The sequence below is a fragment of the Paenibacillus lentus genome (assembly GCF_003931855.1).
GTDB classification, from domain to species: Bacteria; Bacillota; Bacilli; order Paenibacillales; family Paenibacillaceae; genus Fontibacillus; species Fontibacillus lentus.
In genome coordinates, this window is sequence record NZ_CP034248.1 from 3,227,475 (window position 1) to 3,240,066 (window position 12,592).

Sequence of the window (12,592 nt, forward strand, 5' to 3'; positions counted from 1 at the left end):
TTATATGGAGAACTGGATTACGGAATTTATGGAGCAATTTGGGTACATAGGCATATTTCTGCTTATCGCGTTAGAGAATGTTTTCCCGCCGATCCCATCCGAGGTCATCCTGACGTTTGGCGGTTTCATGACGACTTATACTAACATGACGGTGGTTGGCGTCATTATTGCTGCAACGCTTGGATCGGTGCTTGGAGCTGTCATATTGTACGGAGCAGGCTATATCCTGAACGTTGATCGACTCGAAGCGATCATTGACAAATGGGGTAAATATCTTCGGCTCAAGAAAGAGGACGTTCGCAAAGCGGACGCTTGGTTTGACAAATATGGCTATTGGACGGTTCTGTTCTGCCGTATGATTCCGCTAATTCGCAGCCTGATCTCGATTCCGGCCGGCATGGCCAAAATGAAATTCGGCTTGTTTCTGCTCTTTACAACGATCGGGACGCTGATATGGAATATTATTCTAGTTTCTGTAGGTGCAGCGGTGGGTGGCTCCTGGGAGAAGATCGTAGAATTCATGGATGTGTATTCGAATATAGCCTATGCTGTTATCGGGGCAGGCGCTATTATCTTCCTGATTTGGTTCATCCGCAGGAGGAAAAAGGCTTCTTGATGTAGATGGAAGACCATCTGTCCTATTAAAGGAGTTTTTTGTGCAGGCTTGCTATTAGAAATGGCGCTGAATTATAGCATTCGCCCAGCACATCGGATAAGAAGGGAAGTAAGAGCATGTTATTTTGGGATATTATAAAAGCGATCATTCTAGGCTTAGTAGAAGGTGTTACTGAATTTGCGCCAGTCTCTTCGACAGGTCATATGATTATCGTGGACGATATGTGGCTTAAGACCGAGCAAATATTGTCCTCCAAGTATGCGGCGAATACATTCAAAGTCGTGATCCAGCTCGGCTCTATCCTGGCTGTCTTGGTGGTATTCAAGGATCGAATCCTTAATTTACTAGGGCTATCCCGATTTAGCAGGCAGGTCGTTAGCGCAGGGGAGCCAAGACTGAAGCTAGGTCAAGTCATTGTCGGTCTGATTCCCGCCGGGATTCTAGGTGTGTTGTTCGAGGATTATATCGATGAATATTTGTTCTCGACGTCCACGGTACTGATCGGCCTTGTGCTAGGAGCGATATTGATGATCGCTGCCGATAAATTCGGCCCAAAAGAGCCGAAGATTCAGTCGGTGGATCAAATGACTTATGGACACGCATTCATCGTTGGTTTGATCCAATGTCTGTCGATTTGGCCCGGATTCTCTCGTTCAGGCTCTACGATTTCCGGAGGTGTGCTCGCCGGTATGAGTCACCGCGCAGCGGCGGATTTTACCTTCATCATGGCAGTACCGATCATGTGCGGGGCCAGTGCAATCTCGCTCTTGAAGAACTGGGAATATATGACTCTGGATGTGCTGCCGTTCTTTATCGCCGGATTTATCAGTGCCTTTGTATTCGCTCTGCTATCGATCCGTTTCTTCCTGAAGCTAATCAACCGTATCAAACTGATGCCGTTTGCGATTTACCGGATTGTGTTAGCCGTTGTGATTTGGGTCGTGTTCTTCTAATATGGACGGGAATGGGGTACGAAAGCGCCAATCTCATCCCCGGCTGCAGCAAACTTTATTTCGTGGATCAAAGCAGAACAGAAAGACAAATTCCCAAGTCTGTAAATACCTTCTACCCATCAATTTAATTGATGATTCGGTTTAAAATATGTATTAGTCCTCATGGAGAATACCCATTATGCTTTGTAATGAGCAAATTGCATAAATGGGGGCGGCTTCATGAGGTTTTTTAAATTCTACAGAACGATTAAAATTAGAATTTTGGAGTCTTTTTTGAGCACAGCGATTGGGTTTCCTTGCTAAGCATTATGGCAGGAATTATACGGGGCCGGGGGCAGATTTAGAAGACCCACTGTCAACAATCACGACAGTAGATCATCATGCTTTGGTAACAGCTCACATTGCCCGACATTTAGGGAGTCCGTCGGAAGCCCGTAAATGATCCTATAGGCACCGTCACGGCGGGGGAAGGCGGGAAATCAGCTCTTGTAACTAGTCATTTAATCAAAATGCGAGGGACAAATATCGGTCATGCAGCAGATGAACCAGTCCATACAATAACAGCCGGTGGGCTGCATATCGGAGAAGTCAGAGTCTTCCTGTTGAAATATTACGGCAGCGCCGACAATGGGCAGCAGTTGGGCGAACCGCTGCACACGGTCACAACAAAAGATCGTTTTGGCCTGGTCACAATTCATGGGGTTGATTATCAAATAATCGATATCGGTATGAGGATGTTAGAGCCGTACGAGTTGTTCGCGGCGCAGGGCTTTCCAAGCAACCACATTATTGATGTGGATGCTGACGGAAAAAAGTAATCTAAGAGCGCCCAGGTAGCCCGCTGCGGTAACGCCGTGCCTCCACTGTTTGCCGAAGCGCTGGTAAAGGCGAATCTTCCAGAATTGTGTGTGGGATCAGGAAACACTCTCACTTTTGAGCGATACAACCAAAGATCAGGTCAAATAGCCTTATCGATATGAGGAGGTAGTCCAATTGAAAAGAATATGCTGTATACAAAGGTAACGAACTGCTAGCCATGGGCACTGCTGAAGAATGTGCTGAAGTACTGAAGGTGAAACCGGATTATATTCGTTGGCTCACTACACCAACGGCGAAGAGGAGACTAGCTAAACGGAAGAATCCGGATAGGTGCACAGTCGGGGATATTATTTCTTAAAAGCTTCGGGGTCTTAGCTCAGGCGTTCTGCCGCTTCACAGGCAGCTGAAATTTTATTCATAGATAGGGGGAGAAACATGACCCGACAGTTCTCGCACGAAGAGTGCATATCGCTGTTGGCCAGCATAAGGAGCTCGCCACCCGACGACTGGACGCATGATATTCACACGCTTTCGCCAGGTCCAGCCAAGTTTATTAATAGGGTGAGAATCCCGAGCGGTACGGCAGTTAGAATTTGAACAGATGACTTTATTTTGAAGGGCTTTGTGGCTTAGAAGGGATGAGATGGATTTGTGCTGTATGGATTACTGCGATGTGTAGGTAGATAGTAGACACGAATAGCGTAACAATAAAACAGCCCCCTGATCCTGAGGGTTTTAAAAGCAGGAAGAAGCCTAAGCTTGAGCTACAAAAGATTCGATCAAGGATTTTAATTGATACTTTTCTATTGAGTTAGTCTTACTATCGAGGTCAATTGATTCAAAAATATCTTGTACGCTGTCCCTAACGATCTGAAGATCACGATTTGCTGGAGCGTAATGGCATCCATTTATGATTATTTCGACTTGTTGATAACCCCAGGATTCTCTTATAGTAAAGCTTTGGTTTTGGGAGTTTGAAATATTTACGCCTTTGTCTGGGCTCGCCTCTAAAACTAAATCTTTAAAATGTGTAGAATTTTAATGCGTCTTCGTGCACAACAATAAATGTCTAATTACTTTATTGTCTCAATATTCATATCTTTGAATACCTCCTTATATTATCTGATTGAACATTTTCCAAAAGAAAGTTCGTTTTTTTCATAGTTTGAAAATATAGCAGCATAAATGGGAAAAACGATGCCAGACAAAGGAATGAAGCGTGAGAGTTTTTGATGCCTGAGCATATCGGCGTACCTCAAAGTGTTCGGCGCGGACAAACCACCCAAACCACAGAACGAGTATCCTTACAAAACTACTGCTCCGAAACAGGGGCGCTGGGGGCAATCGTTAAATGTTTCCTCTCAATAATTATACCATAAAGGGGATTGAGGGGAATGGCGATGGCATGGGGACAAGGGGAACTCTTTCCAACAGCAAATGAGCAGGAGATCCAGCGTACGAAATTCCTGCTCGGAAAGTATACAAAAATGATTGCGTTAATGCAAGATTTTGAGAGGTACGAGCTAGAGCTGAAGCAGATGGCCATAGATGGCGAAGCAGCGCGCCGCATCGATCAGGAGGATTTTCACGCGGACAAGACGGCGAATGCAGCCATACTGATTGAAAAACAGCGTTGGGTATATAAGCAATATAAGTTCTACACTCAGCAGCTGCGGCGAGCCTGGGCGCTGATCCAAGACGATGACGCTAAGCGAGCAGTAGAATACCGGTACTTTAAAGGGTATTCTCGCAAAGAAACCCTGTTTTTTTTCCGTCACAGCATGAGCGATAGCACGATCCGCCGCAAGATAGATGATGGTACGGAAACTATTGCGAACACTCTTAAACTGATGGGGTTCTTCGAGCAGGACGATGCGAAATTCTAATTTTTTATAGAGTAAATTTAAATTATGAAGTATGAAAGAGGGAAGAAAGCAATATTCATGCCCTATTTGAATGAATCAATAAAGAAAAGCTGCGGTAAAAAAGCGCTGTAATTATTGTTCTAAAAGCTCAGAAATAAGTTGCAGAAATATTAGTGGATAGGATTAATGATGCTTTACCAAGAAAATTTTACAACAAGTTTATGAAGAATTTTGATGAGAAAATTTGCAAAAATTACTGCGGTATTAATTGAATTACGTGCAGAGAGGATCGAGTTTAGGTCTCATTTAAGTACACTTGTACGTATGAACCCTATATTAGAGAAGTTTCTAAAAAAGTACCTTAACTGGTATTTTTCTTTTGTCTCCACCATAATATATAACTAATTTGTAAAAAAATGAGACAAAAGCATTGCAATATCATTCGCTAGCTGGTACTATGAAATGTATAATTAATCCTAATATGGAATGATTAATTATATGAAGGAAATAATATAATTATAGGGGGTTTAGGGGATGAAAAAAGTTTGTAGTGTTCTAATGTCTTTTGTGTTAATGTTGGTACTTATTCCAAATGTAAGTGCTGATTCCGTTTCAAATTTACAATTCAAAACACCAGAAGCATTAATAAGTTACTCAACTTTCGCAGCTCAAATCTCCAAACAAACCCTTAATATAGCTGGGTAAACCGGAGATCCATTCCTGTAGTTGACAAAATACAGCTGTTTTGTTCTTCTTTGTTTTCGCCTGGGACATTTCGAGAAATAAACTCATGAGCTGCTGAAGTGCAGTCTGGTAATCTAGATCGCGGACCTCATCAGCAAAGAGGAAAAAGAGTCCTCCCAATGTTCGGTCATCACTCGATTGGCGTCGTTCGTATTCCATCGCCAAATATCGGCTGAATACAATCGTGGTGTGGCTAATCAGCTGATCAAAGGAGCGGCCTTGGAATTCGGTTCCCAGTTTTAAGTAGCTTTTGGTGACTTTGAAAAAGGTCTCTATGCTCCAGCGCATACCGTAAATACGTACGATTTCAGTCGCATCAAGCGTCACATCTGTACTTAAAATCGCCAGCCACTCCCGTTTTTTATTCCGGTTGCGGACAAACACAAGCTTCACGGGTAGACCGCAGGCGGTGTGTACGATGATCGAGCCTTTAATATCTTTGGCATTCGATGCAGGAAGGCTTTGAAACACCTCGCGCAGTGTCATTCGCTTGCCTTGAACTAGATAGCGTTGTTTCATTTCTTTAACCATGCCAATCACGGGCAGACCTTGGCCAGTGAGCTCGCGAAGCAGTGGAGCTTGCGTAAACCAGCTATCCATAAGCACGTAATCAGCGGTGAATCCTCCACGTAAGGCTCGTTCCAGCAAGGCTACGACAGCATCCGGCTTTCGAGAAAAGGCCTCCATCCGGCGTTTGTAGCCGTTACTGCGTTTGGAAAGATTCGAAGCCATTTCGCACAGACGGTTGGCTAATTTAGCGGAAGACAGCATGACAAAATCAAGCGGAGCAAAACTAAATCCGTCTGACCAGCCTAGCGTTAGCATAGTGTAACCTTTGGTGAATTTGCCTGTGGAGTGGTCAAATACACGTGCCAAGAGTTCCGCTTTTCTGCTACGATTTCGGCTGAGCACGGAATCGTCAATAATGAACACACGTACCCGGTGGGACGAAATGAGCGATTCGAAATGGTGCACGATTCGAAGACTCAAAGCCTGCAAAAAGCGCCGCCAAGCAAAAGAAGCCTGATTCAAAAAACGGTAGATAACATCCTTGCCGGGAAGATCTGCTCCGCGATCACTTTCCAGGAGTCGAAACCAGTTTTTCCCCTCAAAGACCAAAGAGAACACGATTTGGAAAATCGCTAGACTTGAAAGACCGAAAGATTTAGAAATACCCGCTTGTCGTAACGTTTTTCCGATGTGGAGACTGGCAAAAATTTTGGGAAAGTGAGACTGTTCAGACAGGGAATGTTGTTGTAACATAGGGTTACACACCTTTCTTGTTGGTATGGTTGATTAGACACTTCCATGATACCAAACAAGCAAGGTGTTTTTTTGTCAATACGAGTAAATCTATTGAATTCTTCTTGCGCACTCAAGGGTTTAAGTCATTTTTCTAGGTGCGAAAGTTGAGTAAGTTATTTAGAATCTACCACAAATCAAAAACAATCTACGAACTCTCTCACAAGCGTAACTACTATTGATGAATACAAAAATGCACCGAGGGAAAAGCAAGAAAAGATACTAGAATATTTAAATGATCCTGAGTTTGTAAAAGTAATGTTCACAGCAATTACAACAACGACTGCAGAAGATAATAGTAAACAAACTTTCTTTAATGGTGATTTAGTTATAAGTACAAAGGCAGTTGACAACTCAACCTCTTCATCCTTAATCGGCAGAGGGATATCTCCGATGGCAGTGGGAGATACGATAATAGTTAGTAAAGGCGTCGAATCTACTGCTACAGTTCTAGGTATTGACTGGATTAAAATGAGGACTTCTCTAGAAGTGGAAATTAAAGAAATTGCAAAAGACACCAGTGTAGTTTCTAGAATTTTGAGACATTCTGCTGATGTTATTCAGAACTTTGTGCCTCTTGCGCAGATTAGTGCGAATCCTAGCACTCCATACATCACTAGTGATGGACAGTATGCTTATTTTACTTGTATTTGGGAATTTAAAGAATCGATTTACGGGATGGTTCTTGCCTCAAAAGAATCATGGATCTGGATTAATAAGGCGCAACAATTTGACGGGGGTATATATAATCTTTAATAATTACAGAGAGGCTGTTATATGAAGCGAACCTTAGTTGTATTAGGTATAATACTGGGAGTACTTATTATTTTGATACTATTTGCTGTGTTTATTCTAAATATTGATTTAAAAAGTGAGATTATAGACTTGCCTAATAAAATGCCTAAATAACGTTTTCTTAATAGGTGTATAAAAATGAAACTCAGTAAGACTAGTAAAATTGATACTGCATATTTTACGAATTCTGACCCTAAAATGAACACAACTTGAACGTAATTTGACCCTAAGTTGTGCACCATGTGACGGATTTTCCGTGATAATATGTAAGCATAGAAATAGGCGGGAATGACACGCACGGCTGTATGAATGTGGCGATGAACCGGGGCGTAACTCTTCCTGCCTCTTCTATTATCAAAATAATCTGTAATTAACAGGAATCCAGAGCAAAGGGATTAATAGTTCGGGGAAATCCATAAATTCAGTTTTGACTTCATTTTCCGCAGCTCATTAAAATGGTCTTGCCATACGTATCCAGTTACTAAGTACGTATGCTTTATAGCAAAGAGCGCAGCAATTTTGCGGCGGCCGGGTACGGACGCAAGATTTAACGGATCTCTTTGGCAACAATTACATAAATAATTCGAAGTCGTTCCTTCCTGGAGCGGCTTTTTTATTTTGTCGAACGGAGCGTGATGGATCGTAAAGATTCTCAAATGGTTTGTTAAGGTGACATTCGGTAGATCGGAACAGCCGAGAAATAGAGGTGAACGAAGACATGGCGGGAAACGTAATAAGCTGCGCCGACCGCGATCGGAGCCAAGGCAGTCTAAGAAGTGCAAATGGTGTATTTGGGGATCGTGGACAGGTACAAAGCAATTTTGCAGCAAGCACCGATGTGTTAAGAAGGGAAATCCCTCCTGATGTCGAATTTTGAAAATAGGAGGGAAATTGAGATGTTTGATGTGGTCGCAAATTTGAGAGAATTAAAGGATCTGAGTATTTCAAAGGTTCTAATTTTCACTTCTTTTGTATTGCTGGTGTTAACTTATATCAGGAAGAACATGCCTGAAATAAATAACGAATTTTTAGATACACTGGCACTCTTCTCAAAAAAAATAGGATATGAAGAATGGAAGTCACTTTTTTCGATAATTCAGATAATCAGTGCAGGACTCGTTTTAGTGCTGTTTATTGTTTATATTCTATGTTTGTTTCTTTATGCAATTTATTGGGGAAAACAGGATAATGCTCCGAATCTAAGGATCCAAAGAAGACAGTGGGTTCAAAACAAAATTCCGGTCTATACAATGTTGTCTTGCGCGTTTTATTTAAATTTAATAGGGTATTACTATGTATTAGAAATAGATATCATTAATTATTATGTACCACTTACTATTTCCCTACTTGTGTTGATGACTGGCTTAATTGCTATTTTTGGGAAATATGCTATTCAAAACTATGATCATTAACAGCACCTTAATAGGTGCTTTTTCTTTTCCACATACGCCGTGATTCAAGCCTGATTTTAAACACATATGTTCTGGATGTCCATTTATAGCTGAAATATCATAGAAGGGCAGGGAGGGGCAACAGTGAAGCCGTTCGCCCCTATTTCGCTTGCCCGTATACAGGAATCCAACTCAACACAATAACTGCAAGGGAAAGCTTGTCTTTTGTCGAATTATAGATTAATAACGAAAGGGAGGTAAGGGCATTGAATGATGAACAAAGAGCCATTGAAGCAGTATTAAACTTCTTAAATGATGACACTAAAAAATTTCTTTTGGTAAGAGGCTATGATGAAGACGCCAAATTAAGAGTTGTTTTATCTTGTTTGAATAAAACATTTGAAAGAGGAATCATCAGAACTTCTTCTATGTCAGAAATATCTTTCCTTATTAACCGAGCCTTTAAGAAAAACCATCTACCGACTACAATAAAGTCCACATCTACATATGATCTAGGTAGGATGACAGTTGTTATAAACAGTTATGCTACTTCTACCAAAAATAATCCTACAGGCAACGATAATTGTTTTACTGTCTTCTTCCCTGTTCAAACAGTGTTGAATAATCCTAAACGATATAAAATTTTTCTTGAAGATCTTGCACATACAAATTCAAGAAAAGTAATACTGATTACCACGAATGAGTGGAGTATTGACGAGTGGGATATTGAGAAGCAAGTTGATGAAGTGTATTTTTATAGCATAGAAGAAGATAACCCACAGGTAATGAAGAATTTAAGAAATAATGGAGTGATTTGATATTCAAGCACCCAGCACCTGTGGGTGCTTTTTCTTTGGAAGGAGTGATCGGATGAACATCAAGACTACACCAATCAACCGTGTCAGCGCAGCGGTATACAACCCGCGAATCGACTTACAGCCCGGCGATCTGGAGTATGAGAAGCTGCGGCGGAGCATAGAAGAATTCGGTTATGTCGAACCCATAGTATGGAACGAGCGAACAGGGAACATGGTCGGTGGCCATCAGCGATATAAGATACTGGTCAACGAACTTGGCCAGACCGAGGTGGCTGTTTCCGTCGTGGATACGATCAGCAGGATCGGCTGCTTAACCTGGCATTGAACAAGGTGTCAGGCGGCTGGGGATGACCGAGCACTTGCACGATAGCTCTTGGAGTTACAGGAGTCCGGGGCGGACTTGGATCTGTCGGGGTTTGGTCAGGACGAAATAGGAGATCTGATTGTAGCATTGCCATACGTTCCAGACGTAGATCCCCCGGTGGTTGAGCATGATTTCGACGTAGGCAAGGCGCTCGAGCAAATCGATGAGCCTGAGATGCAGCGCGGGGATGTTTGGCAGCTTGGCCCGCATTTGCTGATGTGTGGTGATGCAACGAATCCGGAAGACATGGCCAGGCTGATGGGTGATGCCAAGGCAGCGTTGGTCGTCTCTGACCCTCCGTATAATGTAGCTGTTGAGAGTGACTCTGCTCGATTAGCAGAAGCCGGCACCAACTCCATAATGAACGATGACATGCCCGCAGAGGAATTTGCGGGTTTTTTGAATGCCGTTTTTCAAAGGTATTCTGAGATCATGGTGCCAACATCGGCAATTCACTCACCTTCCTATCAGCGGGAGTTTGAGAATGCTATGAACGCAGCCGGCATCGTTGTTAGGAGTCAATGCGTGTAGGTCAAAAATGCTGCATCGTTCGGATGGTCGCAGTATCGCTGGCAGCACGAACCGGTCTTTAATGGGCATTTGAAAGGAAAGGCGCCAGCTTGGTACGGCGACCGCCGGCAGTCGACCGTATGGCGTTCGGGTTTGCTCGTTGATGAGCCGGAGCCATCGACAGTGTGGGAGGTATCTCGCGGGGATGTCAGCAAGTACGTTCATCTCACACAGAAGCCATTGGAGTTGCTGGCTATATCGATCAGGAACAGCAGCCAGAATGGAGACATAGTTGTCGATTTCTTCGGAGAAGCGGCTCTACACTGATGGCATGTGATCAACTTGGTCGAGTCTGTCGGACGATGGAGTTGGATCCAAAGTTTTGTGATGTTATCAAGAAACGGCATCAATATATGACGGGTATTGAACCAATGTTACTTCATCGGAAGGAAATTGATTTTCATATTTTCATTATCAGATCTATGCATGTATTAGAAATATCTCCGATATGCTATTCTTTTATAAGGCCTATATATGGAGGGGCGAGAGATGTTAAGAGAAGAACTTGATCGATTGTACACTGATTATGAAGAGGAAGATCTGAAAAAAATACAATTAAGCAAATGTATAAGTTATGGCGATTTAGTGATGAAAGGAATTATACGAGATAACGATAAATTCGCAAATACTGAAGTAATTGTCCTATCTCTCTACAGAAACGTATTGGAACTACTTGATGGTTTATATCTACTAGTGGATCACAACTCTAAAAGCAGTTCCATAGTGGTTCTTAGAAGTTTATTTGAAGCCAGTGCTAACTTTAGCTATCTTCTAATTGATCATGCAAAGATTGAAGAACGGGCCAATTTTTATTATGTCGGCTTTGCGATGGAAGAGATAAAAGCTTGTAAAAAAACACTCTCGCTTGATAGAAAAGGAATTCTCTCTGCAGAAAAGCTACAAAAGAAAATAGATGATCATAATAAAAATTTAAATGGTTATCAACAAAAGAATTATAACGAGTGGAAAAGGCAAAAAAATAAGCTTGTTAAAATAAGAAATAATTCGGATGTCCATTCAAATTGGTATTCAGTTTTCAATGGACCACGTTCTCTTAAGCAACTATCAGAGAGAGTGAATTTGAAAGATGTTTATGATTTGATTTATTCTAATTTTTCTTTAGAAGCACATGGATTCGTTTCTTTAGATGGGATTAGGTTAATAGAAGACGGAGGAGTTCAGTTTCAACCTCTTAGATCTATAGATACATTACAAATGCCAATTTATTTAGGGACGAGGCTTTTCTCGATGTGCACAGCTTACTTACTAAAAACATATTTAAAAGATCAATTGGAGGACTTTAATATTTTCTTTGATGAAATAACAAAATACTTTGATTGATATTTAATCCTTTGGGTTTGTTTAACCGCCTGTAATTAGGCGGTTTTCTTTTCCCAAAATTAAAAGGAAGACGCGCTAACGTCTTCCCATTCACCCAGGGTATCCCCCGGCTGAGATAGCGGCCCGCCACGCGTGGCATTTTGCTGATATCCGCTATCTCGACACCATTCTACACGGAAGCCGAGGGGAACATCAATGGGAACACATGTAGATAATAAGTGTGTTTTGCAAGTAGAAAATGCTTAGTTTTGCAGCCAAAAGTGCTAAACCCACTTGCCAGCATCAAAGTTACATAGGAATTCGTTCCATTGCTTGCTTGAAGCGGAAGCTCTCACCTGTGAAGGAAAGAATATGAGCATGGTGCACCAGACGATCGACGAGTGCTGACGTGAGTTTGGTATCGCCGAATATCGATGTCCATTGACCAAACTCTAAGTTAGATGTAACGATCACACTCTTTTGTTCATAGCAATCCGCTATCACGTTAAATAATAGTTCAGAACCGGTTTGGTTGAATGGGACGTAACCAACCTCATCAAGAATGAGCAAGTCAACTTTTCTCAACTTATCTCGAAATCGGTTAAGTGTTCCCGTCGTAAATTTCTCCTGAAGCATGGCAACTAAATCGGAGGCTCGGTAGAACTGCACCGCATTGCCACGGCGACAAGCCTCCACACCCAATGCCGTTGCCATATGCGTCTTGCCTGTGCCTACGGCACCCATTAAGAGTAAATTCTCCTTGCGCTCTAACCATTCCAATCCCTGAATTTTCTCTGGACTGCTGCCGTTCGGAAAAGTGATATGGTCATAGGCATACCCCTCAAAGGTCTTAATATGCGGAAATCCTGCCTGCTGGACGAGCTTTCCCAGCTTGGCACGGCGGCGTCCGTCCAGTTCCGCACTTAGAATCTGTTCCACAATGCTTCGAATCTCTTCATTTTGTTGAAGCGATACATAGTCCATGACATGGGCCAATCGTAGCTGCCGACATAAATTGGCTAATTCTGTTGGCAT

13 protein-coding genes and 1 pseudogene are annotated in these 12,592 nt (G+C 42.3%); 12 read left to right on the forward strand and 2 right to left on the reverse strand.

The features are described from left to right. Positions 1–4: 4 nt before the first annotated feature. The 4 genes and pseudogenes from EIM92_RS14520 to EIM92_RS14535 all read left to right on the forward strand — a co-directional run bounded on the left by EIM92_RS14520 (position 5) and on the right by EIM92_RS14535 (position 4,274). Positions 5–616 (forward strand): DedA family protein, encoded by a 612-nt coding sequence (locus EIM92_RS14520; RefSeq protein ID WP_125083259.1) that lies wholly within the window; start codon positions 5–7, stop codon positions 614–616. A gap of 116 nt (positions 617–732) precedes the next feature. Next, positions 733–1,569, forward strand: a complete 837-nt coding sequence (locus EIM92_RS14525; protein ID WP_125083260.1) for an undecaprenyl-diphosphate phosphatase — start codon at positions 733–735, stop codon at positions 1,567–1,569. A gap of 292 nt (positions 1,570–1,861) precedes the next feature. After that, a pseudogene (locus EIM92_RS14530) lies at positions 1,862–2,549 on the forward strand (DNA cytosine methyltransferase); the annotation flags it as partial. A 1,233-nt stretch (positions 2,550–3,782) separates the two neighbouring features. Then, positions 3,783–4,274 carry a hypothetical protein gene (locus EIM92_RS14535; protein ID WP_164515106.1) on the forward strand — a complete coding sequence of 164 codons (492 nt, stop codon included), beginning with the start codon at positions 3,783–3,785 and terminating at the stop codon, positions 4,272–4,274. Positions 4,275–4,907: 633 nt separating this feature from the next. Here the strand turns inward: EIM92_RS14535 and EIM92_RS14540 are convergent. Then, a complete protein-coding gene (locus tag EIM92_RS14540) occupies positions 4,908–6,260 on the reverse strand; it encodes an IS4 family transposase (protein ID WP_125081488.1) in 1,353 nt (450 codons plus the stop codon). A gap of 297 nt (positions 6,261–6,557) precedes the next feature. Here EIM92_RS14540 and EIM92_RS14545 point away from each other — a divergent pair, with 297 nt between their 5' ends. From EIM92_RS14545 to EIM92_RS14570, 8 genes are all read left to right on the forward strand, one after another. Continuing rightward, positions 6,558–7,055, forward strand: coding sequence for a hypothetical protein (locus tag EIM92_RS14545; RefSeq protein ID WP_125083261.1), 498 nt, complete (start codon positions 6,558–6,560; stop codon positions 7,053–7,055). A 757-nt stretch (positions 7,056–7,812) separates the two neighbouring features. After that, positions 7,813–7,971 carry a hypothetical protein gene (locus tag EIM92_RS14550; protein WP_164515107.1) on the forward strand — a complete coding sequence of 53 codons (159 nt, stop codon included), beginning with the start codon at positions 7,813–7,815 and terminating at the stop codon, positions 7,969–7,971. A gap of 19 nt (positions 7,972–7,990) precedes the next feature. Next, on the forward strand, positions 7,991–8,506 hold the full coding sequence (locus tag EIM92_RS14555) for a hypothetical protein (protein ID WP_125083263.1): 516 nt from the start codon (positions 7,991–7,993) through the stop codon (positions 8,504–8,506). Positions 8,507–8,751: 245 nt separating this feature from the next. After that, positions 8,752–9,303: a hypothetical protein gene (locus EIM92_RS14560; RefSeq protein WP_125083264.1), complete on the forward strand. Its 552-nt coding sequence runs from the start codon at positions 8,752–8,754 to the stop codon at positions 9,301–9,303. A 52-nt stretch (positions 9,304–9,355) separates the two neighbouring features. After that, positions 9,356–9,628, forward strand: coding sequence for a ParB N-terminal domain-containing protein (locus tag EIM92_RS24600; RefSeq protein WP_342772860.1), 273 nt, complete (start codon positions 9,356–9,358; stop codon positions 9,626–9,628). 75 nt (positions 9,629–9,703) lie between these two features. Then, a complete protein-coding gene (locus EIM92_RS24605) occupies positions 9,704–10,198 on the forward strand; it encodes a hypothetical protein (protein WP_342772861.1) in 495 nt (164 codons plus the stop codon). A 69-nt stretch (positions 10,199–10,267) separates the two neighbouring features. Next, entirely contained in the window at positions 10,268–10,504 is a 237-nt protein-coding gene (locus EIM92_RS24610; RefSeq protein ID WP_342772862.1) for a DNA methyltransferase, read from the forward strand. 222 nt (positions 10,505–10,726) lie between these two features. Further along, on the forward strand, positions 10,727–11,578 hold the full coding sequence (locus EIM92_RS14570) for a DUF5677 domain-containing protein (protein ID WP_125083265.1): 852 nt from the start codon (positions 10,727–10,729) through the stop codon (positions 11,576–11,578). 288 nt (positions 11,579–11,866) lie between these two features. On the opposite strand, the gene istB is transcribed toward EIM92_RS14570, so the two are convergent. Then, the gene (istB, locus tag EIM92_RS14575; protein WP_125081065.1) at positions 11,867–12,592 is read right to left on the reverse strand and encodes an IS21-like element helper ATPase IstB; all 726 of its coding nucleotides are present in this window, start codon (positions 12,590–12,592) and stop codon (positions 11,867–11,869) included.

Bases quoted from the DNA above. Each gene is read 5' to 3' on its own strand.
- EIM92_RS14520 (WP_125083259.1), top strand. From the start codon at position 5: ATGGAGAACTGGATTACGGAATTTATGGAGCAATTTGGGTACATAGGC.
- EIM92_RS14550 (WP_164515107.1), top strand. From the start codon at position 7,813: ATGGCGGGAAACGTAATAAGCTGCGCCGACCGCGATCGGAGCCAAGGC.
- istB (WP_125081065.1), bottom strand. From the start codon at position 12,592: ATGCCAACAGAATTAGCCAATTTATGTCGGCAGCTACGATTGGCCCAT.
- EIM92_RS14525 (WP_125083260.1), top strand. From the start codon at position 733: ATGTTATTTTGGGATATTATAAAAGCGATCATTCTAGGCTTAGTAGAA.
- EIM92_RS24600 (WP_342772860.1), top strand. From the start codon at position 9,356: ATGAACATCAAGACTACACCAATCAACCGTGTCAGCGCAGCGGTATAC.
- EIM92_RS14535 (WP_164515106.1), top strand. From the start codon at position 3,783: ATGGCGATGGCATGGGGACAAGGGGAACTCTTTCCAACAGCAAATGAG.
- EIM92_RS14545 (WP_125083261.1), top strand. From the start codon at position 6,558: ATGTTCACAGCAATTACAACAACGACTGCAGAAGATAATAGTAAACAA.
- EIM92_RS14570 (WP_125083265.1), top strand. From the start codon at position 10,727: ATGTTAAGAGAAGAACTTGATCGATTGTACACTGATTATGAAGAGGAA.
- EIM92_RS14555 (WP_125083263.1), top strand. From the start codon at position 7,991: ATGTTTGATGTGGTCGCAAATTTGAGAGAATTAAAGGATCTGAGTATT.
- EIM92_RS14540 (WP_125081488.1), bottom strand. From the start codon at position 6,260: ATGTTACAACAACATTCCCTGTCTGAACAGTCTCACTTTCCCAAAATT.